The sequence below is a fragment of the Cronbergia sp. UHCC 0137 genome (assembly GCF_034932285.1).
Classification (GTDB): Bacteria; Cyanobacteriota; Cyanobacteriia; order Cyanobacteriales; family Nostocaceae; genus Cronbergia.
The window spans coordinates 1-23,904 of record NZ_JAYGHC010000031.1; the positions used below are offsets into that span (position 1 = coordinate 1).

Consider the following 23,904-nt stretch of genomic DNA (forward strand, 5'->3'; position numbering starts at 1 on the left):
AATGTCAAGGCTTAGGTGCGACTAAAGAAGAAGCCTTAAATAATCTTATTCAGCTTTTTCAAGCACGAAAACCAGAAATAGTTACTTTAGAACTCGAACCAGATAAAACAGAACATCCTTGGATGAGATTTGCGGGAATCCACAAGGATAATCCTCTTTTTGAGGAAGTAATTGCTTCTATGGAAGAAGAACGCAATGCACTTGATTCACAAATTGAAGAAGGTAATAAAAAATTTATTAATGAAATTGAGAAAGAACTTGAAGAATTGGGAGTTATGGATGCGGATAACATGATGAAGGCTTTCGGTTTTTCGGTTCAGCTTGAGCAAAGATATCAGCATGATCATATAATATGACATATCTTTGAGCCGGACACCATGTTAAATCGGTGATACATTCATCAAAAGCATCCCAGTTATTGCCAAAGTATTGAGGAAATTCCATTGCTTCAGCAGCTGGTTTTAAAAATGTTTGTTTGCTATTGATTTTTTTACCATCAAGATAGAAAATTTTATGATTCATAGATTTATGGTGAGGAAATTGGGTGGTAAAATTGTCAGAATCAGGATGTCCAGGATTAAAGGATTTACAGGATGTTTTTGATCACGTATGGTTTTTGTAAATGATAAGAAATATATTTTTTATATCAATACCTTGTCCATTTTTTGTAGGTCGGGTTAAGCGACAGCGCAACCCGACGTATTTGTTGGGTTATGGCTTACGCCACACTTCGTGAACGTACCTCAACCCAACCTACAGATATACTGTACCAATTTCTAATAAAAATGCAGTCATTTTCTTAATCTTGTTTATCGGTCAATTCTACCAGTTTACCTTGACATTAAGCTGGAAGGACAATTTTTTTACGCTGAGGTGCAGGTAAGCTGTCTGAATCAGGCTGAACTTACTTTTATATTTTCTTGCTGTTGAGATACAGAATTTGTTTGTGTAAATTCATCAAATAATTTAAAAAAATCCTCAAAAGCAGTATTTTCATCTTTAGAAAAAAATAAAATTATCTGATCCCAAGTTTGATTATAAGCAACATTATATTTTTGTTGTATCCAAGTTTGAAAATTTGAAAATTCTTGTTCTTGTGCAGTTTGAGGTATTTGCATTTGACGACGTGCAAAACTATAACCAGCGATAAAAGTGCGAAGGTTAGCGATAGTTACTTTTCCTAAATACATAGCTGGACGCTTTTGGATATTGCGGATTAAATCGTATAAATCAAGCATAATATTCCTCTAGTTAAAATCCTGTTTCAGTAATTTGAAATTCCCCACCTAAATCTTGTATAACGCAATATAAGTTATTTATCCAGTTTACCCTAGAAATTCCTTCAGGATGAATGTTGTCAAAAATTAGTTCTTGTCATTTAGTTGACGGACAATATCATTATTAGTCATGAGGTAGGATATTTTTAGCCAGATTAGAAAAAATATGGAAAACTATAATCAGGGTAAAAATACCACAAATTTAGGAAGCCGGGGAATAAATTTCATTATTTGTCGACTATTTTTTGTTATAATCAATTTAGAGTTAGAAGAGTAAAAATATCATGATTTTAGCTGTTAAAAATGATCTTTCCTCAATTGCACCCAAGTTAACTTATGATGTGTTGATTGAAAATCAAGAAGATAGTACGGTTAAAGCTACATTGTTAAGCTTACCAGAATGTCAAGGTTTAGGTGCGACTAAAGAAGAAGCTTTAAATAATCTAATTCAGCTTTTTCAAGCACGAAAACCAGAAATAGTAACTTTAGAAATCGAACCAGCTAAAACAGAACATCCTTGGATGAAATTTGCAGGAATGTACAAGGATGATCCGCAATTTGATCAAGTGCTGGAATATATAGAAGAATATCGTCGTGAATTAGATGTAGAAATGGAGGAATATTATCAACAAATTGAAACCAAGGATAAGACAAAATGAGCTTATGGATACTGGATACAGATCACATTTCTCTATTTCAACGCAGAAATCCATTTATTGTACAGCGTCTTAATTGTGTCAAAGTTGAAGAAATTGCTATAACTATAATTACTGCTGAGGAACAATTGCGTGGTAGATTTAATGTAATTAGAAATGCCTCATCACCGGATAAATTAGTATTAGCTTATGCAAATTTTCAGGCTAATTTAGAGTTTTTTAAAACCGTTAATTTACTGCAATTTAGCGAAGATGCGGGTAATATTTACACTGAATTAGTTAAGCAAAAAATCCGCATTGGTACTCAAGATTTACGCATTGCTGCAATTACGTTATCAGTGAATGGAATTTTATTAACTCGTAATTTTAAAGATTTTGAAAAAGTGCCAAATTTGCGTTTAGAAGATTGGAGTATTGGTTATTAATGTCTGAATCAGGATTTCCAGGATTAGAGGATTAACAGGATGTTTTTGATCATTTATGGTTTTTGGTGAATGATAGAGAATATATTTTTATCTCAATCATAATTCATAACCATCAACTATTCACAGAAAAGCTACAAACTCCAATCCTGTACATCCTAAAATCCTGGTTATCCTGATTCAGACAACCACAACCAAAAATCTCCAAATAGTGAAAAAGCAACTTTACCTATTTGTTAATAACGAAAAACTTGAGAGGAATATTATTAGCTTCCCAGTATTCTTTGGCTGAATTTAAAATATCCAATGCTATTTGGTACTGTGTCGGGTTATTTTTAAGTATTTATCACTATGGATATGAATCTAAAGGTGCAGATGCTATTACTGGTATATTATATGTGTATTCTCGTGAGCCATTAGGATGAAATTTAATAAATTTAGAATAATTTTTTTGAAATTGTTCTGTATTTTCAACCTCATGTAGCCATTTACGAATTCCTCTTATCACTGAATCACAGAATATGTTTATATCAACATAAAGAATACCTCTCCCACCAAAATCATCTAGAACATCATGCAGAATAATTTGTTTTTCTGTAGTCATCTTTGTATAAACGAAAGCTATTTTCTTAAAAGAAGAACTTCCATGAACAATAGAAGTACCTTGATGAACTATTTTATGCCTAAATAAATAACTTTCTTTTCCAGTTAATACTTTATCATCAACATACTTATCAAACCATTTAATATAAGATTCTTCGCTTGAAGAACCTTTTGGTGAATATGATATCGCTCCTGCAATATCAGGTAATACTAGAGTTGATATCAAAGCTAAATAATAAAGATTACAATCTAATGCTTTTTCAATTTGTTTAACTAACTCCTCCATTCCTATAAGTCCTCCTAAATTACAAAATGTGATGGGCAACGACTAACTTAAAAAAATGAATTGTGAAAATTTCATCTAATCTTTAGTCACTACTGTAAAATAAAGATATACGGTTATAGCTTAGGTAACAAAAGTTAAATTTTTCTAAGACCAAATACCCAAGCAGGCGGATTGTGTGTTGTGTCATCACCTCGAAAATTTCCTCTTATAGGAGATTCGGATGGATCACCAGTTACTTCCCATGTCATATCTAACTTTGAAGAATAAACTTTCTTGAAGTTAGGTTTTTTCTCAGTTAAAGGTATGTCCATGTAAGCGTCATAGCCGTTGAAGGGTTCAGGATAGACGCGGAGAAGTAAAGTTTCTTGAGTGACTATTTGTCCATCAGAGGTTTCAACTTGAACTGTCTCATTCGGGTAATCTTGCTCGTGCGGGTGATGATTTGAATACGCCATGTTAATAAATATTCCAGAGTTTACGTTGTGGAAAGTGTCGAAAGGGAAGATACAAGAGTATTTACCCAGTCTAGCAGATTTTAGATGCGGTTTCTTCTGATCTGGGGCTGCGTCTGCTTTTAACTGGTTCTTTCGTATTTTCTGAAGAGCCAGTGGTGTTATTTAAACCCATATTCCGCACTTCAAAATGTATTATATACCTTTTCAATAAAGATTCCTAATAATGTTCAAATTATTAAGTATTAATATTGAATGCCATTGGTGATTTACGTTGTTGATTTAACCATTGTTCGCCAGGTTTTGGAAATATGCGTGTATTACACCATGAAGTGCGGAAAGTAGGTTTAAAGCTTCTAATCTTCGTCTTCTCCGAGGAGTTTTTGCTTTTATTTGCTGCTCTTTATCTGCTTTCTAGCTGCTTTTTAGATTCTATTTCTCTTTGCTTCTTGCGCTGTTGGGCTTCTCGATGACGGTGAGAACCTCGGAGTGCAAATTCTGTACCGATAGATACTCCCTGTCTACCACCCTGGACAGGTTTTAATTTCCAGTTACGTGCTTGTTTGAGGGTTTCTTCATCCAAGTCACTGTCACCACTAGAACGGGCAATGCGTACGTTAGTGACATTACCTTGATCGTCTGCGTCAACTACTACTTCAACTCTGCCTTCAATTCCCCGTCGTCTGGCAGATTCGGGATATCTAGCGTTACATTCACGACAAACTGCACGCCCGTTTCTTGTATCTTGGTTAGTCTGGGGGGAAACTTTTCTGGTTGTGGGTTCTAAAGGTAAATTTACAATTATAGATATGGGATTGACCGGAAACAGTCCATAACGTATATATCCATAGATTTGAGTTCCTATAAATCCTAATATCGCAGCTATTAATAGTTTTCTCAGTTTCGTATTTTTGACAGGAATCGTTGTTTGAGGCGCTGGAATTGTGACAGGTTGACTCGGAAGTTTAAAAACTGGTGGTTGTGAAACTTGACGCGGTGAATTTACTAACTGATTAGTTTGCGAAGCATGAGATTGAGTTGGCTGAACTGAAGATGAAATAGTTGTAGCTGTTGATGGGGTTATTACAGTTTGATGTTGAGGTTTATAAACTGCTGGTTGCGAAACTTGAGATTGAGGTTGCTGAATTGAAGATGAAGTATTTGTAGTAGATGTTGCTGTTACTTGGGTGATGACAGGTTGACTCTGAGGTGTAGAAACTGGCGTTTGTGAAACCTGAGATTGAGTTTGCTGGACTGGTGCTTTACTAATAGATGCTGCAACCTGCCAAATTTTGATAGTGTTGTCACTACTCCCACTAGCCAGAGTTTGACCATCGGGGCTGTATGCTACTGACCAAACCAATTCAGAATGACCAGTGAGGGTTTGCAGTAGGTTTCCCGTTTTTACATTCCACAGTTTGATAGTCTTGTCCTTACTCCCACTAGCCAGGGTTTGACCATCGGGACTGTATGCTACTGACCTAACCTGGTCAGAATGACCAGTAAGGGTTTGCAGTAGGTTTCCCGTTTTTACATTCCACAGTTTGATAGTCTTGTCCTTACTCCCACTAGCCAGAGTTTGACCATCAGGGCTGTATGATACTGAATAGACCCAGCTAGAATGACCAGTGAGGGTTTGCAGTAGGTTTCCCGTTTTTACATTCCACAGTTTGATAGTCTTGTCCTTACTCCCACTAGCCAGAGTTTGACCATCGGGGCTGTATGCTACCGAATAAACCAACTTAGAATGACCAGTGAGGGTTTGCAGTAGGTTTCCCGTTTTTACATTCCACAGTTTGATAGTGTTATCCCCACTCCCACTAGCGAGGGTTTGACTATCGGGGCTGTATGCTACTGAACTAACCCAGTCAGAATGACCAGTGAGGGTTTGTAGGAGGTTTCCTATGAATTTATTACTAACAACTTGCGACTGTGATGTTACTTCCACAACAACAGATGGTTTTGCTTTAACAACTCCAGGAAAAATATCAACACCAAGATTTGTAGAGCGATCGCACCAATAACAACTACCAAAAGTTCTACTATAATAATGACTATCTATCCTGTCACAAATAGTTAAATTATCATTCCCTGTTCTTAAAGCCTTCAACCAGTCCCTAGCCGTGGGGCGGAAATTAGGATTTTTATGCCCATCATTAAAACATTTAAGAAAACATTCCCGAATCTCTGGATGAACAATTATCATGGGAATTGTTCTCGGTACAGGTTCAATCAAACTATTTGGTGAATACAGCCATAAACCCCGACGGATAATTTCATTAGGTTCTGGAGTTTCCCCCGCACCAGTCCATTTTCCCTGAAAAGGACTATTACCACCAAATAATAATTGATAGATAATTACTCCTAACCGAAATCTATCATGTACTTCCGTTTGCTCAATACTATCAAAATCTTTTCCAATCAGTTCCGGTGGTGTATATCCCTCAGAACCAACTAAACAATGATAAATCTTACCATTTTTCGGATTTATCACTTGAAAAGAATCTGTATCAATAATGGAAGGTAAAGCCCGATTATTAACTAAAATATTTTGTGGTTTAATATCTCCTAAAACATAACCAGCAGCGTGCAGTGCTTCAATAATTGAAACAATATTCATCGCCGTTGTGTGCAGAAACCGCCAATCAATCTCAAGTTTCAAAGCTTTACGACGACGGGGATTATAAACATCAAGAAGTTCTTTTCCATCCTTAATTTCTGGCATCAAAAAGCCCACACAATCACCCTGAGCATTTTTTAACGCCGACTTAGGCCAAGCAAAAGAAATATGATTAAGATGGGAATTTGGTTCTGTGGGTGGATGTGCTATCATTACCGCTAATTTCTGCACCCGTTCAGGTGTTGGAGAATGGTAAATTTTAGCTAAATAACCATTTTGATTAGTTCTCCAAACTTTCGCTTCACCACTATTAGCAATCTCTTCACCCAATAGAGTAATTGATTTCCCCGTAATGGCACAGGTAAGAACTGTCATAAAATTTTAAGTAGATGGGTTAAAATCTGTAGGTTGGGTTGAGGCTTTGGGAAACCCAACAAAATCTCAGAAATATCGAAAATATTGGGTTTCATTCTATTGGTTCAAAACGCTAACGCGAACAATCAAACCTACTAAATATCTTTTTCAAAGAGACACAAAAGCAAAGTTTTATCATCATCAGTGCGAGAGTTTAGCCGTTCAGAATTGAGAAAATCAATCACATATTTTTCATCATCTTCTGGATTATCTGTTTCTCGCAAATATTCCTCAAATGGTTTAAAAAATGGCGTAAAAGGTTTCCAGTCACTCAAGCGAATTGCTACTTTTTCTAATCCGTCAGTAGAAGCACAAATAAACTCTTGTTTTCCTGAAATAACCTGTACCTGCATTTCATCCAGTGCATTAACTGAAGTAACAAAAGTTGTTTCGTTAAAAAATTCCCCCTTATCTGGTTCAAACAATAATTGATATTCTGAATCTTGCGATCGCACCACCATAAATCCATCCCCAATTTGCATGGCTGCTACCCAGTTAGGAGTCGCCACAAAAACCAAAAGAGTACAAGCTAAATCATGAACAGCATAACCCTGATTGGCTGCTTGTTTATTTAACTCATCAATAACTTGGTTGACTGTTTTAGTAAAAATCTTTTTCGCCTCTATTTGGGAAAATGATCCAGAAAATCTTTCCCAAAATCCTTTTCGCTTCTCAAGATATTCACTAATTCTAGAAAGATATTTGAGTGCAGTTTTTATCGCCAATTCAGAACCGATTTGAGAATATTTAGCACTCCCAGCACCATCAGCCACTGCACCGACAATCACATCATTAAAAATGCGATAATATCCGCAGTCTTGACAAGGTATTTTTTGCACTTGATGACTTGTACCCGTCGCAGAACGAGCGATCGCTTTCCAACCCACAATAAATAAATCCTCAAAATCTAAGTAGTAATTTGACCCCATCCCACCGGCGGTAATGCTACAGCTTCCCCTACTTTGCCACTAGAAACCCGTTTCATAGAAGTGGAAAGCCAAACAAAATAAAGAGCGAAAATCTAAGCCATTCAGCGTTACTGGAGGACGTTCTGGGGGAGCAATTTGTTTGAGTTTATTTATATCTGCACCCTGAACACCAACAGTAAAAAACAACATTCGACGTTGTGCTTCTGCTTCTTTCACCCTTTGCGCTGCACCTTGCCAATAATCTGTCGGCGCACCATCGGTAATTAAAAATACCCAAGGACGATAGTAGAGTACACCGTTGTCTTTATAAGTCTGTTTGCGGTTTTCCAGCAAATCCAAAGCGTACTCTATGGCCTCACCCATTGGTGTTACACCCTCTGCTTCTAGGTTGAAGGCTGTGAAATTATCAATGGTGACGAAATCTTGCATCAGTCGCACAGGGCCAAAGGTGACAATAGCCACTTCTACACTAAGGGAGGCTTGAGCATCTTTCATTACATCTTCTTTGAAAGCGGCCAAACCTCTATTTAATTCCTGGATAGGTTGACCTGACATCGACCCAGAGGTATCGAGTAAGAGAATTACAGGGCAACGATTTTCCGGGTTTTCCACAAATTCAGGTAAACCTACTGGCATTTAGATACTCCTGGTTAATTGAAATTGGATATTGAATATATCACTTAGGTTTTAGTTGTTAGTATATATAATATTTCAAACCTAGTGTAATTACTTTCTCAATAATCTTAACCCGCTAAGGGTAACTAAAACTGTTGAACCTTCATGGCCTATGACTCCTATGGGGAGGTTAATGTTACCAAGAAAGTTACCAATTAGCAGTAAGCCAATAAAACCCAAGGCTACAATTATATTTTGTTTGATGATAGAGTGCGATCGCTTGCCTAATTCTATAGCTACAGTTATTTTTTCTAATTTATCAGCCATCAATATAATGTCTGCGGTTTCCAACGCTACATCACTACCCGCTAAACCCATGGCTATCCCTACGCTGGCTTGAGCTAATGCTGGTGCATCATTTATACCATCTCCTACCATAGCCACTGTTTGATAATGTTTCTGGAGACTACGAATTACATCTAGTTTATCTTCTGGAAGTAGTTCTGCATATACTCTTTGAATGCCTACGGTTTTACCGACGCTGTTGGCTGTTCTTTGATTATCCCCTGTTAACATCACAACTTCCGCAATTCCCAACTTTCGCAAACTTTGAATTGTTGCTGCTGCTTCTGGTCTCACTTCGTCAGCAATTGCAATTATACCAATTACTCTAGGTTTTCGGGCTACCCAAACCACTGTTTTCCCTTCTTCTTCCCAAGTCTGCGCTATTGTTTGCAAGTTTGTCGGTAAACTATTTACATATCCCTGAACAAAAGCAGCATTCCCAACAATGATCTGATCTTCCTCCACTATCCCCATAATACCTTTGCCGGGGATGGCTTGCACTTCTACCGCAGATACCCATGCTAACTCAGTGGTTGCTTGAACAATGGCTTTACCAATGGGATGTTCTGAATAGGATTCTACTGTAGCTGCTGCTGTTAATACATCATTTTGGGTAAATTCCTCAGATGCAATTACTTCGCAGACTTTTAATTGTCCTGTTGTGAGTGTACCAGTTTTATCGAAAGCGATCGCTCTCACTTTACCAATCATTTCCAATTGTGCGCCATTTTTAAATAAAATCCCTTTTCTTGCACCATTAGCAATTCCCGATAGTAAGGTGGGCATAATTGCAGCCATTAAAGCACAGGGAGAAGCAACCACTAAAAAGGTTAATGCTCTATAAATCGTAGTTTCCCAGTCCCAACCTAAAATAAATGGTGGTATAATTCCTAATAATAATCCAGCAATGACAATGACCCGCGCATAACCCCGTTCAAATTTTTCGATAAATTGTTGAGAAGGAGGTGCTTCTGTTTGCGCTTGTTCTACTAACCGAATTACTCTTTGAATTAAACTACTTTCAGCCGGTTTGTGTATCTGCAAGTTTAACGCCCCATAACCGTTGATTGTACCTGCAAATACTTCATCACCGATGGTTTTCTCCACAGGTAAAGATTCCCCAGTGATCGCCGATTGGTTTAAGGTGCTGTAACCTGATAAAATTATCCCGTCGGTAGGAATGAGTTCACCGGGTTTGACAACTATTTCATCTCCCACCTGTAACTCCGAGATAGAAACGGTTTCTTCTTTTCCCTGACGCAAAACCTGGGCTGTATCTGCGGTTAAACTCATCAAACTGCGGATACTGCGTTCTGTGCGTCGCATGGCGTAACCTTCTAGCGCACCACTAATCGCAAAGATGAGAATTAAAATCGCCCCATCAATAATTAAATAGTATTCCCGCTTCCATAATCCTAAACTAGCCGCACCTAGAGCCGCCACTATCATCAACAAATCTACATCTAGTTCTTTTTCTTCAAAAAGGGTAGTTAATCCCTCGCGTGCGCTTTCGTAGCCACCAATCACGTAGGCTGTAGCTAGTAATAGTAAGGCTAAACCCAACCAACCAAAATGTAAAGCTAACCAACCAAGGAATAGCAATAAACCGCAAAGCATAGCTGCTGAAATGTCTGCGTGTTCTTTGGTGAATTGTTGAAGTCGTTGGGGATAAAACATGGGTGTTCGATAGATTATAATTACTCTCACCCTAAACATTGAGATCAATATTAAGTTAATGTCAAGTCTTGAACATGGGGAAATGCTAAAATGTCCGCAAATTCCAAGATTTTTCTATTTTTGGGAAAAATTACAGCTAATTAGCTCAAATGTATTGTAGAATCTAACACTGTATTCGGATAAAAAACCTATGCTCAAGCGAATTTATATTGATAACTTTAACTGTTTGGTCGATTTTGAATTGAAGTTTGACTCAATTAATCTATTTCTTGGTAACAACGGTGCAGGTAAATCTACTGTTTTTGAAGCCTTACGAAGAATCCAACATTTTGTACTGGGATTTTCTAAGGTAGAGGGAGTCTTTCTAAGTTTTAACTGTACTCGATGGCAAAAAGTACAAACTCAGCGTTTCGAGTTAGAAATAGATGGTAATGGTGGTAATTATGAATATTTACTTACTATAGAACATGATTCACATCGTAGTTATGTTAAACATGAGCAAGTTTTATTTAATGATCAAGTTTTACTAAATTTCTCTATGGGAGAAGTTCAGATTTTTGATGATAACTATTCACATATTATTACATATCCTTTTGAATGGTCACAATCTATACTACCTTTTTTACAACAAGCACATAACACCACAAAGTTGACATGGTTTAAAAAACGCATGGAACGGTTTATTCTCGTCAAAATTGTTCCTAGTCAAATATCGGGTTCTAGTGAGCAAGAACAGATGTTATTAAATTCAACTATGGATAATTACTTCTCTTGGTATCGCTATATTTCTAGAGATCAGGGCAAGGTTGCAGAATTAATGAATTGCTTAAAAGGAGTATTAGATGGTTTTATAGGGTTTAAATTTCTGCCTTTCAATGATGGAAAAGTATTTCTAAGTTTAGCATTTTCATCTAAAAAAAATAAAAATGAAATTTTGAATTATTCATTTGATGAATTATCAGATGGACAAAAAATAATCATTGTGCTTTACACTCTTTTATACTGTACTAAATCTGAAGATTATACAATTTGTATTGATGAACCAGAGAATTTTTTAGCACTTCCAGAAATTCAACCTTGGTTAACTGAACTTTATGATTTTTGTAGTGAAAATCAAATACAAGCTTTACTAATTTCTCATCATCCTGTGTTAATTAATTATCTTTTAGCATCCCCCATAGGTTATTGGTTTGAAAGAGAAAGTAATGCACCTGTGAAGGTGAAAAAAATTAGTAATCAAGAAGCTGAAAATACTGGATTAGCTATTTCAGAATTGATTGAACGGGGATGGCTATATGACCCAGCGTAGACTACAGATTACTATTTTGTGTGAAGATAGACAACAAGAGGTTTTTGCTCGTTATTTTTTGAATAAAAGAGGTTTTACTGGAACTATTAAAACTCTAATCTGTTTAAAAGGAGCAGGTGAGCAATTTGTTAGAGAACGTTACCCTAAAGAGGTTAAAGCCTACCGGAGTAGAAATTATATTTCAGGAATGCTTGTGGTTTTGATTGATGCAGATAAAAAAACAGTTGAGGAAAGGTTACAACAATTAGATAATGCACTATTAGAAGATTCACAACCTATTCGTCAACCTGGTGAAAAAATATTAATAATCGTCCCTAAAAGAAATATTGAAACTTGGATATATTACTTACAAGGGAAAATTGTTGATGAAGAAACAAAATATTTAGAATTTGAAAAAAATGAATCAGCTTGTAAATCTGACGTTGAACAATTAGCAATTCAGTGTTCTCAAGGACTTTTAGATGAATCTGCACCATCATCTCTGCAAATCGCTTGTGGTGAATTACAAAGAATTTTACCGTTGTTGAAGATTTAATTGGCGTTGCTAATTTCGGGTATGATCAGGGAAAGGTGCGATTCCTAAAATTAATAGCTAGCAACTTGAGTTATTAGAATCTTAAAATATCTAATGATGCCTCAATTTCTAAATCTATAATTATTCTCTTTGTATTTTGATGTTCTTCTAATTTGCCTTCTTGCCAATATAAATCTGCTGCTTTTTGAAAATCTGCGATCGCTCCTTGTTTATCTCCAATTTCTAATTTAGCATCACCCCTGTTTTTATAAGCAATAGCATCATCAGGATGAATGTCAATTGTTGGCTCTAATTGATGTTGATGATTAAGAAGATAAAGATAAATTTCTTGGTTATTATCTGTTATAATATCATCAGGATTAATTTGAATGGCGTAAGTATAATCTTCGATCGCTCCCTGCTTATCTCCTAAATAAAAACGAGCATCAGCACGGTTCTTGTACGCAGTAGCCAGATCAGGATTGATTCTAATGACTTCAGTGTAATCAGCGATCGCACTTTCATAGTCACCTAATTCATAGTAAATTAAACCGCGTTGATTATAGGCTTTAACATAGTTAATATTCAGATTAATCGCTTTTGTATAATCTATAATAGCAGCTTTATGATCACCCAACTTATTTTTAGATAAACCTATTTTATAATAAATATCAGGATCAGCAGAATTAAATTTCAAAGCTTGATTATAGTTATTAATAGCGGCTGTGTATTCGCATTTATTTAGATATTCATCCCCTAATTTATGATAAAATAAACTTAAATCTGGAGTTGGATTAATAGAATACTTATTTTTGCTAGTATCTGTAGATGATTTGATGATATTAGATTCTTCAAAAGAATTATCTGTAGAACTTTGTAACTGTTCGAGATAACAACTTAAACCACCACCGTATAATAATTGATTAATCCCAAAAGAAATTCTCCCGGTTTTTAACTTAATCATTTGGGTAGGGAGAAAGCCAGCCAAAAAAAGATGATATTTAGATTGTGCTTCATTTACCTCTTCTTGAATTAAAACACAGACAACAACAGCATTTTTTTGTACTTCTTCCGCACTGACCGACCACTTAACTTTATCAAAGCTACCATGACGAGATTTGACCTCAACACCAAGTCCAGGGTTAGCAGTTAAAGTAAAATCAATTTTTCCATCACCACCAAAACGTTTTTCATAATCGACCTCAGTAATAAAATCAGCTAAACGTTCTTTGACAACTTCCTCACCCAACTTACCTTTGAGATTATTGATAAAAACATCGCGCACTGGTGAAGTACGTTTGTATTTTTCGGCCATTAACCAGCAAAATTCCCGTAAAGCCTTTAATCTAGCTCCAGAAATGATGGTAAGTTCACTGTATTGACCTTCTTTTTCACAGTGAAGTAGACAACCAGAGGTTAATCTTTTGATAAAATCAGACTGTAGCGATCGCAGTAAGGTAATCCAGTCCATTTCTCGTCATTCTAATTCCAAAAAGAAAATTAACCTAATCTGCTTTTAACTACTGTAGCCAAATCTGCCAAAGCCACTTCTATTTGTTCACCACTTTTTAAATCTTTAAGAGATGACTTTTCATTTGCTGCTTCTTCAGAACCAATGATTACACAAAATTGTATTCCTTGTTTATCTGCAAGTTGAAATTGTTTACCCAAAGGACGTTTATCAAAATTAGTGATTACATTAATTCCTGCTTGACGTAACTGTTGAGATACTTTTAAATAAATCGGCATCAAATCATCTTGCATATTCACCACCATTACTTGGGTTGGTGTCGGAGCTAAGGTTTTGAGAATCCCTGCTTTTAACAATCGACTAATTAAGCGAGTTAGTCCGATAGAAATACCCACACCAGGCATTTTTTCACCTAAAAACATCCCCACCAATTCTTCATATCTGCCCCCAGAACAAATACTCCCTAACGCTTCATGTCCTATTAATGTTGTTTCGTAAACAGTTCCAGTATAGTAATTCAAACCACGAGCAATAGATAAATCAATACAGAAACGCTTGTCATCAATTCCCAGATTACGCACTCCTGTAATTACTGTTTCTAGTTCGGTTACTCCTAAAGTAAACTGTTCGGCTTCTGGCAGATTTTGGGATAAATGTTTGAGTTTCTCTAATACTTCATCAATACCACCATCTATTTTAATAAAATCAATAATTTTTTGAGTCTGTTCTAGAGAAATTCCCTCTTTTTCTAATTCTTGCTTAACTTTGGCTTCTCCAATTTTTTCCAAATTATCAATAATGCCGATACAAGCTTTAATTTGATTTTCAGCTATCCCCATTGATTGAAAAAATCCCGTGAGAATTTTGCGATTATTGATACGAATAACAAAGTCACCGATATTAATCGCTTCAAATATTTCTGTAATAATTGCTGGCATTTGAGCATCATACAGCAAACTAAGTTTCTCACGTCCAACTACATCTATATCACACTGACGAAATTGGCGAAAACGTCCATCTTTTGCTCTTTCACCGCGAAAAACTACATCCATTTGATATCGAGCAAAGGGAAAGGTTAATTCATTTAAGTTACGAGCAATATAAGCTGCTAGAGGAACTGTTTGATCAAACTTTAACGCTCTGGCTTCTGAACCAGTTTCGCCAGATTTATCTTTTTCTGCTTGGCGATTTGGTGGTAAAATTGGCTCAATTCCATATATTATATTGTCACCTTGATTACCTTTTGCTTGTAGGACTTCTAAACGTTCTACTGCTGGGGTTTCAATAGGTGTAAATCCATAACTTTCAAAAACTCGGCGGATAATATCGAGTAAATATACTTCTAGACGTTTTTCGCTGGGTAGAAATTCAGGAAATCCGCTAGGTGTTGAAAAGTTGATTTTGTCACTTTTTGCCATTTTTTTGTTTGATGTAATGAGAATTTTTGGTCGAAGAGAAAATGAATTAAATAAACCGATAAAGAAGAAAGAATTTCATAGTAAGATTAGGATTTACGCAAAAAACCTCTCAAACTCTTAATTTCTCTGTGTCCTCTGCGTCCTCTGCGGTTAGATATTCCGTAATTCGTGCATAACTCCTAATAATTTTACTATATTCTGATTCTTGAGTTTGAAATTTTTATCAGATTACTATTATACTCTTTCTTCTTGAATCAAAGTACGTTGATAAATTTGGTGATTTTTAAACCATTGCCAAGTGCGAGCGCGATAATTATTATCTGGGCTAATTTGAATCATTTCATATAAATACATTTCTGGTACTGCTTTATAAGCAAACCATAAAATAACCGTTGAATCATCAACTTCCCAAGCTTTACCTTGAATACGTTCGCTATCAAACCAAAGAACTTTATCTTTATATGTTCCCGGAAAATGATGCTCTTCTTGTTTGCCATTTTCCCAAGTATAACGATTAATTTGGTAGTAAGAATAGGGTTGATTTTCAGGAAATTGACAAGTTAAGTGTGACTGATGACTATCTAGTATTTTACCTGTGAGATCAACGATTGTATATTTACCTAACCAATCCCCTGCATGACGGGCTAATACAGGCATTTCAACACGAATATTAGACATAAATAAACTCCTTTTATTCTCAACTTTTTATTCTTGATCATCAAACCACCAAGGGTCTTGACTGGAATTTGTTTTAATTAAAAATGCTTTTTTTCTCATAAATCTTTTCAAAGCTGCTGCACCCATACGAGAACCTCCCATACCGGATAATTTGAAGGCGTTTTTCTCTCCTTCATACATAATAGCTGTTAAAGCAGCATCATTAATACTAATAGCACCTACGTCTATTTGTTGGGCAACTTCTAATGCTAACTCTTCTGATTCAGCAAATACAGCCGCACTCAATCCATAAATGGAATCATTTGCTAAGTTTACTGCTTCTTCTACTGTAGAAAAAGACATAACGGGCATAATCGGTCCAAATGTTTCTTCCTTCATCACTTTCATGGAATGGTTGACTTGAGTGAGAACGGTGGGACGACACCACCAACCACCACCAAGTTCTTCTACTTTACCACCACAATGAATTACTGCTCCTTTGCTAACGGCATCTTGTAAATGATCGCTAATAATTGCTGCTTGTTTTTCGGCAATGATTGGACCAAGTTCACCACTGGTAATGGTGGGATAAGCTAATGGTAAATGATGGGCTTTTGCTACTAATTGATGATAAAATTCTTCAAAGATTGATTCTGCTACATAAATTCTTTCAATTGATAAACATGACTGCCCGGAATTAACGACTGAACCCCACAAAATTGCTGATGTGGCTAGGTCTAAATCGGCTGATTCTAAAACAATGGCTGGGTCTTTTCCTCCTAATTCTAAACAAGCAGGAATAAAGTTTCTCGCTGCGGTTTCTGCTACTCTACGTCCAGTTTCTACACTACCTGTAAAACATACTAAATCTACAGATTCTATCAAAGCTGCTCCTGTTTGTCCTGCTCCTTCAACAAATGTTAAAACATCGCGCAATTTGGGGATGGTATTTAATGTTTTCATCAGTGGTGCGACGAAGCGGGGAGTAATTTCGCTCGGCTTGACAATAACGGCACAACCTGCTATCAATGCGGGGATGGTGTCGATTGTAGACAGTAGTAGGGGAAAGTTCCAGGGACTAATTACACCTACTAGGGGGTAGGGAACGGCTGTTTGCTGTAAAGAAATAAAGGGAATTGTGGTATTTTTGGCGGTTTTTTGTAGTAGCTGGGGTGCTATATTACACCATCTATCAATACTGGAAAGGAACGAATCTATTTCTAGGGCTGATATTGATAGTCTGCCTGTATCGTTGACTAGGGCTTCTGTTAGCAGATGGCGATCGCTCAATATGGCTTGTTTCCATGCCTGTAAAGCCTCAATTCTCCCTTCTATACTTAACTCCTTCCAAAGGATTTGGCTACGACGCAGACGGTGACATTGCTGAGACAACAATTTCGGAGGTGGAGGGATAATTACATAATCAAATCTACCCGTGCGGGGGTTGCGGACTTCGATGGGTTTTGTCATTGGTCATTAGTTATTGCCTATTTACGAATTATCCCTAATTTAGTTAGATGTTCAATGGTTGCTTGTTGTGTTTGAGTGAAATGTTGGCGGTTGATTTCTCCATCTAGCATCGTATTAGGGGGGTAAAAGTGTGACCGTTGATAACTTTCGGCATAGAGTTCAAATCGCTGACGAGAAAGTATATTATTTAACCCTGGTCGGTAGCGATCGCTCTTTAACCCTGCTAGATCAATTTTAGCAAAAGCCGCCATACTTTCACCTGCACCTGTCTCTGCTAATACGATTCCCCGATAGTCAATAATTTTAGAACCACCATCAACAGAAGCACTAGGGATAGGACTATTAACTATACCAGCAGTATTCGATGAAACCACATATACCATATTTTCAACAGCCCGACTAATTTTGGCCGCATCTTTTGGGGTCAGGTTTGGACTATAGATTTCTGATGTAGAATGTAGTAATATTTCCGCACCACGCATAGTTAGACAACGGGCTACTTCTGGATATAAAATTTCTTCTGATGCCAAAGCTGCTAAATTGCCGATTTCGGTTTTTGCCACCGGGAAAACTCCCTCTAAACCATAGCAATCGAGATACTTATCCCAAACATCATGGGGTGTGGGTGCAAACATCGAATTTAATCGCCGATATCGTAAAATAATTGAGCCAGAAGGATCAATAATAAAGCAAGTTTGGAAGTATAACCCTGGAAAATTGGGATCAAGTTCGTAGGCATTACCAGCTAAAAAGATTTTATGCTTTTGGGCAATTTTACTCAGTGCTTCATATTCTGCCCCATCCATTTCTATACAAGCTTTTTCTGCCCATACCGCGATAGATTCACCCATTGGGAAGCCAGTCAGGAAATATTCTGGTAGCACAATTAAACGACAGTCCTGGCCAATGAAAGCGATACTGGCAGCGATTTGTTGATCTAAGCGGTTAATGGTACTTTGGATTATAGAACGGACTTGAGAGCTATGGTTACTGTAATTCACTGCATGACAAGTTACTTGCAACGCTAAAGCGCGGAACGAATCGAGACAATTATTCATCACCTAAAATTTTGATAAACTGAATAAAGGCGGTACAACAACAGATTAAATTAAAAAGTATGGTTAACTCTCCTGCAATTTTAACAACCATTCCTACAGATACATGGGTTCAAGCAAATTGGGAAGATTTTATTACCTTCGCAGATGATCCAACATTAACAAATGGTAGATTTTATTATGATCAAGGCTACATGAGGATTGAAATGCTACCCATAGGTTCTGCACATAGTCAAGATAATTCTATCATTTCCACTGTAGTTATTTTGTATGCTGCCATCAAAAATATACCCATCAAAGAATTAACTAATGCCAGTTTTAGAAAAATTGGAGTTCGGGAATCTCAACCAGATATAGCCTTTTATATTGGTAATAATTTAATTTTTCCACCCCGTAACAACGAACCAATTAATTTGAATGAACTAGATCCACCTAGCCTAGTAGTAGAAATTGCCGCTTCTTCCTTAGAAGACGATACTACTCGCAAACAAAAACTCTATCAACGCTTGGGTATTAAAGAATATTGGGTTGTAGATGTTAGGAAAACTAAAATCATTGCTTATAATTTAGCTGCTAATCAAAACACCCATCTTGAAAAATCACAAGTTTTACCAGAATTACCAATTAACCTAGTAGAACAAGCACTTCATAAATCACAAACAGAAGATGATGGTGCAATTACTCGGTGGTTATTAACAAAATTTAGCGCAAATTAATTTATATCAATAATAAAAACAATAACCTTGCTGAATCAGAGTATAAAAATTGCATATTTCCCTCTTATTCTCTGCGTCTCTGCGTCTCTGCGTGATACTAATTCTCTAAAAATAATTTATTCCTTGGGGAATAATTCGTGAACCTGCAACATCTGGTAGATAATAAAATAACAATTTACCTCCCAGGGTATCTATACTTTTATTTTCCCTTTGATAACGTAATAATATAAAGTTCATTTTCCCTAACAAGAGGTGAAATATGGCTAATGTAAATTTGCGTCATCCTCAAAACATTAATGGCGATTTTTACGTTGACACCACCTGCATTGATTGTGATACCTGTCGCTGGATGTCACCTCAAGTTTTTTATCAACTTGATGAACAATCAGCCGTTTATCATCAACCAATCAATCAAACAGAAAGATTATCCGCACTTCAAGCACTGTTAGCTTGTCCTACCAGTTCTATTGGTACTATCCAAACACCAAAAGATATCAAAATTGCCCAACAAAGTTTCCCGATATTAGTAGAGCAAAATGTTTATCATTGCGGTTATCATTCCGAAAAATCCTATGGTGCAGCCAGTTATTTAATCCAACTGCCAGAAGGTAACATATTAGTAGATTCTCCCCGATTTACACCACCATTAGTCAAACAATTAGAAAAGTTAGGTTCAATTCGTTATATGTATCTAACTCACAAAGATCATATAGCAGATCATCAAAAATTTGCAGATCATTTTCACTGTCAGCGCATCTTTCACCAAGATGATATTTCTACAGATACACAAAACGTAGAAATAAAACTAACTGGTTCAGAACCTTTTCAATTAACTCCAGATTTATTAATTATTCCCGTTCCTGGTCATACCAGAGGACACACCGTTTTACTCTATAAAAATCAGTTTCTTTTCACCGGTGATCATCTCTCATGGTCAGACGACCTACATCAATTAATGACTTTTCCCAATTTCTGCTGGTATTCTTGGACAGAACAGACTAAATCGATGGTTAAATTGGCTAATTATTCCTTTGAATGGGTGTTACCAGGTCACGGAAGACGCTTTCACGGGGATATTCAGACTATGCACCAACAAATGCAAATGTGTATTAAGTTCATGGAAAACGTTCACCAAATGAGCGCGTAAATCAACCTGTAGGGTGCATCAGACAGAATAATTTAAACTAAAATTACTAATTTTTAAATTCTGACGCACCTTAATTAATCTATTCTATCCAATTACTCACCAATGGCAAATCATCAGGTTAAAATAGAGAGATTGTGAAAAGATGTATGGCAAATGTTTTGGGCTGATAAAATCGCTGCTGATGCAGAAGGCTACCAAGTAGTTAATGATTCTAAGACTCCTTCTGGGAGGGTACACGTCGGGTCATTAAGAGGTGTGGTTATCCATGATGTAATTTATCGTGCCTTAAAACACGCAGGTAAGCCGGTAAAATTCTTGTATGGTGTGGACGACTATGACGCACTGGATAACGTTCCTAAATACCTAGATCAAGAAAAATTTTCACCCTATCTTGGGTTTCCTTTATGTAACGTTCCGTCTCCTGAAGATAGCACCAGTGATTACGCTAAGTATTTCATGGGTGAATTTTTAGAAGTTTTTGAGTATTTAGGAATTAGACCAGAAATTTATTACTTGCGTGATTTATATCGTTCTGGAAAACTAAATTCTTACATTGATACTTTCCTCAAAAATGCTCACTTGGTGAGAGAAGCTTATAAAGAGGTGAGTAAAGCCGACCGTCCAAGTAATTGGTATCCTTTTCAAGTAGTTTGTGAAAATTGCGGCAAAATCGCCACAACTGTAACTACAGATTACAACGGTTCAGAAGTTTTTTACACTTGTAATCCCAATGCAACAGATTATGTAAAAGGTTGCGGTCATTCTGGTTGGGTTTCTCCTTTTAATGGTAATGGTAAATTACCTTGGAAAGTTGAATGGGTTGCCAAGTGGGATATCTTAGGTGTAACTATCGAAATGGCAGGTAAAGATCACTCGCAAAAGGGTGGTTCTAGAGATGTCGCTAATGCTATTTCTCGTAAGGTTTTACAAAAGCAACCTCCTTTCCATTCTCCCTATGAATTTATTCTTGTTAACGGCACAAAAATGAGTTCATCTAAGGGTGTGGGTTCGAGTGCAAAAGAAATTGCAGCATTACTCCCCCCTGAACTTTTACGTTTTTTAATGCTGCGAACTCAGCCGAGAACGGTAATCAACTTTGCACCCAATTATGAAACTATCACTCGTCTATTTAGGGATTACGATACTTTAATTAACAAGTATTCCCAATCTCCTGAATTAACTGAAGAATTAATGCCGTTATTTTATGCTCAGTTAGAGGATGAAGTTAAGGCTTTCCAACCTTTTGATTTTAGTACACTGATTTCACTTTTACAAGTTCCTCGTTTAAATATTCAAGAGGAAATTGTTCAACGTAGTCAACAGCCTTTAACTGAGCATGATCAGCAAATTGTTAATCAAAGAATTGCATCTGCTCAATTGTGGTTACAAGATTATGCAGATGAGGAAGAAAAGTTAGTTCTTTATTTGGAACAAGTACCAGAAAAAGCATATCAGTTAACTCAAGAACAGGTTGGTTATTTACAAAAGCTAATTGAGAATTTGCAAAATATTTCTCATTGGGAAGCGGAGGAATTACAAACTCTGATTTTCTCAACTACTAAAGAGTTGCAGATTCAACAAGCAAATGCTTTTAAGGCTTTGTATTTATCGTTTTTAAATAAAGAACGGGGTCCAAAAGCCGGTGGTTTATTGTCTTATTTAGAGCAGTCTTTTGTGATTTCTAGGTTGCAAGATGTTGTGGCTTTGAATGCAGATAAGGAAAAGGTGCAAGTAAGCATTTAGCAAATAGCCCTGTAGTGAATGGCTGATCAGGAGATATATCCCCGATTTCTTGGAGAAGTCGGGGATTTTGATGTTATCTTTATTCGTACCTGGTTACTGAGTTTTTGGGAAATTTATAATTTTTTACGTCCTTTGGAATAAGTAGCTTCCACTATTATGTATGATATAACTATTGACATGGTGATGATCTTGAAAATTGTCTGCGTTTAGTTAAAGAAACTCGTTCCATAAAGCCATAACTCATACTAAAATTTAAGTAATCGCCTTTGTTAAACTAACCTCTATGTCCCTACAAGAACTGAAAGAGAAAGCCTTTCAACTACCTGAGAGCGATCGCTTAGAACTCGTCCGTGCAATCATCGAATCCTTGCAAAATCAACCCAGCCAAAAATCTGAACGGACTCGCATTATCAAACAAATGAAAGGTTTATTAAAAACCAATCAACCAGCACCAACCGATGAACAGGTGAATGCAATGTTAGAACAACATCGAGTAGAGAAGTATCTTTAGTGAAAATTCTCATTGATACCAATATTATTTTAGATTACTTATCTGATATCTCTTAGAAATATCGAGCAGCAAAATATGACACTAACCGATTTACTCCCGTCAGTTCGACAACTTTCAGCACCAGAAAAACTCAAATTAATTCGCATCCTTGCAGAAGATTTAGATACCTCTGAAGATATTTCTCCATGAGAACCATTCAAAACATATCACCTGCCAACGCCTTATAACAACTTCGTTGCTGGGGAAATTTTGATCGAAGGACTAAATCAATCAGTTACGTTTGAGTGCTTTATTGGTAGCGTCTCGTAGATAAGGCAATCGCTATAGTGTAATTTAGGGAAGTGCGATCGCAATATATCAATGTATTTGAGGGTATGAATCAATACATTTATTCATAATCTACCTTTTTTCAAGAATAGTAGATTTAAAATCATCACACCCCGCGACTAACTCGTACAATAGAAAATAGATTGTTGCGAATTGTATAGTTAGGGATTATAGCTGTCATGGCTCCCGCCGTTTTAATTGAAAATCTACAAAAATGCTACGGCACCGTTATCGCTGTCAAAGATGTCTCCCTTCAGGTAGAACCTGGAGAAATCTTTGGTTTACTCGGACCCAACGGTGCAGGTAAGACGACTACTCTGAGGGCTTTGTGTACGCTGACAACTCCAGATGCTGGCAAAATCGAGGTGTCTGGAATTTCTGTGTTAGAGTACCCCAAACAGGCACGGCAAAAACTGGGTTATGTGGCTCAGGAAGTGGCTTTAGATAAGGTTTTGACTGGTAAAGAGTTGCTGCAATTGCAAGCCGCACTTTATCACATCCCCGGTGCTTTAGCCAAACAGCGCATTAACACAGTTTTGGATTTACTCGGTTTACAAGAATACGCAAATAAAAAAACCGGAACTTATTCTGGTGGTTTACGCAAACGCCTAGATTTGGCTGCTGGTTTACTTCATTCCCCAGATGTGTTGGTGTTGGATGAACCAACGGTAGGACTTGACATTGAGAGTCGTTTTGTGGTATGGGAATTTCTGCGAAAGTTGCGGGAATCGGGAACGACGGTGGTGATTACCAGCCATTATTTAGAAGAAGTTGATGCTTTAGCTGACAGAGTAGCAATTATAGATCGGGGTTTAGTGATTGCTACTGGTACACCGTCACAGTTGAAAGATCAGGTGGGGGGCGATCGCATTACTTTACGCATTCGTGAGTTTTCCCCCCAAGAAGAAGCCGAAAAAGCTAAACACCTGCTAGAAGCCCTACCTTTTGTTCAAGAAATCATCATCAACAGTGCCCAAGGTAACTCCCTTAACTTGGTAGTCACACCCCAAAATGATGCCCTGATTACTGTCCAGCAAGCCTTGAATAATGCAGGTTTACCCATTTTTGGCATTGCCCAATCTCGCCCTAGCTTAGATGATGTCTACCTCGCCGCTACGGGCAAAACTTTAATGGATGCAGAGTTAGCCGCCGTTGCTAATCGTGATCCTAAAGCTGAGAAAAAGCAAAATATGAGATAGGAGGGGAAGAGGCAGGGGGTAGGGGGCAGGGGAGGAATAATTAATTTATTACCCATTACCCATCACCCATT

23 protein-coding genes and 2 pseudogenes are annotated in these 23,904 nt (G+C 36.9%); 10 read left to right on the forward strand and 15 right to left on the reverse strand.

All coding sequences use genetic code 11. From position 1 onward, the window contains the following. Positions 1-356 (forward strand): hypothetical protein (locus VB711_RS16450; RefSeq protein WP_323287248.1); only part of this gene is annotated, 356 nt, incomplete at its 5' end. On the opposite strand, the gene VB711_RS26485 is transcribed toward VB711_RS16450, so the two are convergent. From VB711_RS26485 to VB711_RS26490, 3 genes and pseudogenes are all read right to left on the reverse strand, one after another. Then, positions 274-522 (reverse strand): barstar family protein, encoded by a 249-nt coding sequence (locus VB711_RS26485; protein WP_416233591.1) that lies wholly within the window; start codon positions 520-522, stop codon positions 274-276. The two genes, VB711_RS16450 and VB711_RS26485, sit on opposite strands and share 83 nt — an antisense overlap. A gap of 371 nt (positions 523-893) precedes the next feature. Next, positions 894-1,238, reverse strand: coding sequence for a hypothetical protein (locus VB711_RS16455; protein WP_323287249.1), 345 nt, complete (start codon positions 1,236-1,238; stop codon positions 894-896). A 13-nt stretch (positions 1,239-1,251) separates the two neighbouring features. Then, positions 1,252-1,368, reverse strand: a pseudogene (locus VB711_RS26490) (papain fold toxin domain-containing protein); the annotation flags it as partial. Between the two features lie 193 nt (positions 1,369-1,561). On the opposite strand from VB711_RS26490, the gene VB711_RS16460 reads away from it, so the two are divergent. Together VB711_RS16460 and VB711_RS16465 are read left to right on the forward strand one after the other, a co-directional pair. After that, complete coding sequence (locus tag VB711_RS16460; protein ID WP_323287250.1) at positions 1,562-1,936, forward strand: hypothetical protein; 375 nt, start codon at positions 1,562-1,564, stop codon at positions 1,934-1,936. Next, positions 1,933-2,358, forward strand: coding sequence for a type II toxin-antitoxin system VapC family toxin (locus VB711_RS16465; RefSeq protein WP_323287251.1), 426 nt, complete (start codon positions 1,933-1,935; stop codon positions 2,356-2,358). Before VB711_RS16460 ends, VB711_RS16465 begins: the two co-directional genes overlap by 4 nt. Positions 2,359-2,704: 346 nt before the next feature. Here the strand turns inward: VB711_RS16465 and VB711_RS16470 are convergent, their stop codons facing one another. From VB711_RS16470 to VB711_RS16495, 6 genes and pseudogenes are all read right to left on the reverse strand, one after another. After that, complete coding sequence (locus VB711_RS16470; RefSeq protein WP_323287252.1) at positions 2,705-3,244, reverse strand: hypothetical protein; 540 nt, start codon at positions 3,242-3,244, stop codon at positions 2,705-2,707. 134 nt (positions 3,245-3,378) lie between these two features. After that, a complete protein-coding gene (locus VB711_RS16475; RefSeq protein ID WP_323287253.1) occupies positions 3,379-3,699 on the reverse strand; it encodes a hypothetical protein in 321 nt (106 codons plus the stop codon). A 400-nt stretch (positions 3,700-4,099) separates the two neighbouring features. After that, positions 4,100-6,691, reverse strand: a complete 2,592-nt coding sequence (locus VB711_RS16480; protein WP_323287254.1) for a TonB family protein — start codon at positions 6,689-6,691, stop codon at positions 4,100-4,102. A gap of 134 nt (positions 6,692-6,825) precedes the next feature. Next, entirely contained in the window at positions 6,826-7,617 is a 792-nt protein-coding gene (locus VB711_RS16485; protein ID WP_323287320.1) for a PP2C family serine/threonine-protein phosphatase, read from the reverse strand. Positions 7,618-7,637: 20 nt separating this feature from the next. Next, a pseudogene (locus VB711_RS16490) lies at positions 7,638-8,295 on the reverse strand (vWA domain-containing protein). A gap of 90 nt (positions 8,296-8,385) precedes the next feature. Then, complete coding sequence (locus VB711_RS16495) at positions 8,386-10,296, reverse strand: heavy metal translocating P-type ATPase (RefSeq protein WP_323287255.1); 1,911 nt, start codon at positions 10,294-10,296, stop codon at positions 8,386-8,388. A 190-nt stretch (positions 10,297-10,486) separates the two neighbouring features. Here VB711_RS16495 and VB711_RS16500 point away from each other — a divergent pair, with 190 nt between their 5' ends. Beyond that, complete coding sequence (locus VB711_RS16500; RefSeq protein ID WP_323287256.1) at positions 10,487-11,605, forward strand: AAA family ATPase; 1,119 nt, start codon at positions 10,487-10,489, stop codon at positions 11,603-11,605. Beyond that, positions 11,592-12,140, forward strand: a complete 549-nt coding sequence (locus VB711_RS16505; RefSeq protein ID WP_323287257.1) for a hypothetical protein — start codon at positions 11,592-11,594, stop codon at positions 12,138-12,140. The genes VB711_RS16500 and VB711_RS16505 overlap by 14 nt, the downstream gene beginning before the upstream one ends. A gap of 73 nt (positions 12,141-12,213) precedes the next feature. Here VB711_RS16505 and VB711_RS16510 read toward each other — a convergent pair whose 3' ends face one another. The 5 genes from VB711_RS16510 to VB711_RS16530 all read right to left on the reverse strand — a co-directional run bounded on the left by VB711_RS16510 (position 12,214) and on the right by VB711_RS16530 (position 18,193). Then, complete coding sequence (locus tag VB711_RS16510) at positions 12,214-13,590, reverse strand: tetratricopeptide repeat protein (RefSeq protein ID WP_323287258.1); 1,377 nt, start codon at positions 13,588-13,590, stop codon at positions 12,214-12,216. A gap of 29 nt (positions 13,591-13,619) precedes the next feature. Beyond that, positions 13,620-15,008, reverse strand: a complete 1,389-nt coding sequence (hisS, locus tag VB711_RS16515; RefSeq protein WP_323287259.1) for a histidine--tRNA ligase — start codon at positions 15,006-15,008, stop codon at positions 13,620-13,622. Between the two features lie 234 nt (positions 15,009-15,242). Continuing rightward, the gene (locus tag VB711_RS16520) at positions 15,243-15,686 is read right to left on the reverse strand and encodes a DUF3598 family protein (RefSeq protein ID WP_323287260.1); all 444 of its coding nucleotides are present in this window, start codon (positions 15,684-15,686) and stop codon (positions 15,243-15,245) included. A 27-nt stretch (positions 15,687-15,713) separates the two neighbouring features. Further along, a complete protein-coding gene (locus tag VB711_RS16525; protein ID WP_323287261.1) occupies positions 15,714-17,135 on the reverse strand; it encodes an aldehyde dehydrogenase family protein in 1,422 nt (473 codons plus the stop codon). A 17-nt stretch (positions 17,136-17,152) separates the two neighbouring features. Further along, positions 17,153-18,193, reverse strand: a complete 1,041-nt coding sequence (locus tag VB711_RS16530) for a nitrilase-related carbon-nitrogen hydrolase (RefSeq protein ID WP_323287262.1) — start codon at positions 18,191-18,193, stop codon at positions 17,153-17,155. A gap of 59 nt (positions 18,194-18,252) precedes the next feature. Between VB711_RS16530 and VB711_RS16535 the strand changes: the two genes are divergently transcribed. Beyond that, entirely contained in the window at positions 18,253-18,906 is a 654-nt protein-coding gene (locus VB711_RS16535) for a Uma2 family endonuclease (protein WP_323287263.1), read from the forward strand. Between the two features lie 105 nt (positions 18,907-19,011). Here VB711_RS16535 and VB711_RS16540 read toward each other — a convergent pair whose 3' ends face one another. Then, on the reverse strand, positions 19,012-19,143 hold the full coding sequence (locus VB711_RS16540) for a hypothetical protein (protein WP_323287264.1): 132 nt from the start codon (positions 19,141-19,143) through the stop codon (positions 19,012-19,014). Positions 19,144-19,165: 22 nt separating this feature from the next. On the opposite strand from VB711_RS16540, the gene VB711_RS16545 reads away from it, so the two are divergent. The 4 genes from VB711_RS16545 (at position 19,166) to VB711_RS16560 (ending at position 23,833) form a co-directional block, all read left to right on the forward strand. Beyond that, entirely contained in the window at positions 19,166-20,053 is an 888-nt protein-coding gene (locus VB711_RS16545; protein WP_323287266.1) for an MBL fold metallo-hydrolase, read from the forward strand. A 153-nt stretch (positions 20,054-20,206) separates the two neighbouring features. Continuing rightward, a complete protein-coding gene (gene lysS, locus VB711_RS16550) occupies positions 20,207-21,796 on the forward strand; it encodes a lysine--tRNA ligase (RefSeq protein WP_323287267.1) in 1,590 nt (529 codons plus the stop codon). Between the two features lie 283 nt (positions 21,797-22,079). Next, on the forward strand, positions 22,080-22,307 hold the full coding sequence (locus VB711_RS16555; protein WP_323287269.1) for a hypothetical protein: 228 nt from the start codon (positions 22,080-22,082) through the stop codon (positions 22,305-22,307). 506 nt (positions 22,308-22,813) lie between these two features. Beyond that, positions 22,814-23,833 carry an ABC transporter ATP-binding protein gene (locus VB711_RS16560; protein ID WP_323287271.1) on the forward strand — a complete coding sequence of 340 codons (1,020 nt, stop codon included), beginning with the start codon at positions 22,814-22,816 and terminating at the stop codon, positions 23,831-23,833. Positions 23,834-23,904 lie beyond the last annotated feature (71 nt).

Excerpts from the sequence above, each read along its gene's own strand:
- VB711_RS26485 (WP_416233591.1), bottom strand. The coding sequence starts at position 522 with ATGAATCATAAAATTTTCTATCTTGATGGTAAAAAAATCAATAGCAAA.
- VB711_RS16455 (WP_323287249.1), bottom strand. The coding sequence starts at position 1,238 with ATGCTTGATTTATACGATTTAATCCGCAATATCCAAAAGCGTCCAGCT.
- VB711_RS16460 (WP_323287250.1), top strand. The coding sequence starts at position 1,562 with ATGATTTTAGCTGTTAAAAATGATCTTTCCTCAATTGCACCCAAGTTA.
- VB711_RS16465 (WP_323287251.1), top strand. The coding sequence starts at position 1,933 with ATGAGCTTATGGATACTGGATACAGATCACATTTCTCTATTTCAACGC.
- VB711_RS16470 (WP_323287252.1), bottom strand. The coding sequence starts at position 3,244 with ATGGAGGAGTTAGTTAAACAAATTGAAAAAGCATTAGATTGTAATCTT.
- VB711_RS16475 (WP_323287253.1), bottom strand. The coding sequence starts at position 3,699 with ATGGCGTATTCAAATCATCACCCGCACGAGCAAGATTACCCGAATGAG.
- VB711_RS16480 (WP_323287254.1), bottom strand. The coding sequence starts at position 6,691 with ATGACAGTTCTTACCTGTGCCATTACGGGGAAATCAATTACTCTATTG.
- VB711_RS16495 (WP_323287255.1), bottom strand. The coding sequence starts at position 10,296 with ATGTTTTATCCCCAACGACTTCAACAATTCACCAAAGAACACGCAGAC.
- VB711_RS16500 (WP_323287256.1), top strand. The coding sequence starts at position 10,487 with ATGCTCAAGCGAATTTATATTGATAACTTTAACTGTTTGGTCGATTTT.
- VB711_RS16505 (WP_323287257.1), top strand. The coding sequence starts at position 11,592 with ATGACCCAGCGTAGACTACAGATTACTATTTTGTGTGAAGATAGACAA.
- VB711_RS16510 (WP_323287258.1), bottom strand. The coding sequence starts at position 13,590 with ATGGACTGGATTACCTTACTGCGATCGCTACAGTCTGATTTTATCAAA.
- hisS (WP_323287259.1), bottom strand. The coding sequence starts at position 15,008 with ATGGCAAAAAGTGACAAAATCAACTTTTCAACACCTAGCGGATTTCCT.
- VB711_RS16520 (WP_323287260.1), bottom strand. The coding sequence starts at position 15,686 with ATGTCTAATATTCGTGTTGAAATGCCTGTATTAGCCCGTCATGCAGGG.
- VB711_RS16525 (WP_323287261.1), bottom strand. The coding sequence starts at position 17,135 with ATGACAAAACCCATCGAAGTCCGCAACCCCCGCACGGGTAGATTTGAT.
- VB711_RS16530 (WP_323287262.1), bottom strand. The coding sequence starts at position 18,193 with ATGAATAATTGTCTCGATTCGTTCCGCGCTTTAGCGTTGCAAGTAACT.
- VB711_RS16535 (WP_323287263.1), top strand. The coding sequence starts at position 18,253 with ATGGTTAACTCTCCTGCAATTTTAACAACCATTCCTACAGATACATGG.
- VB711_RS16540 (WP_323287264.1), bottom strand. The coding sequence starts at position 19,143 with ATGAACTTTATATTATTACGTTATCAAAGGGAAAATAAAAGTATAGAT.
- VB711_RS16545 (WP_323287266.1), top strand. The coding sequence starts at position 19,166 with ATGGCTAATGTAAATTTGCGTCATCCTCAAAACATTAATGGCGATTTT.
- lysS (WP_323287267.1), top strand. The coding sequence starts at position 20,207 with ATGTTTTGGGCTGATAAAATCGCTGCTGATGCAGAAGGCTACCAAGTA.
- VB711_RS16555 (WP_323287269.1), top strand. The coding sequence starts at position 22,080 with ATGTCCCTACAAGAACTGAAAGAGAAAGCCTTTCAACTACCTGAGAGC.
- VB711_RS16560 (WP_323287271.1), top strand. The coding sequence starts at position 22,814 with ATGGCTCCCGCCGTTTTAATTGAAAATCTACAAAAATGCTACGGCACC.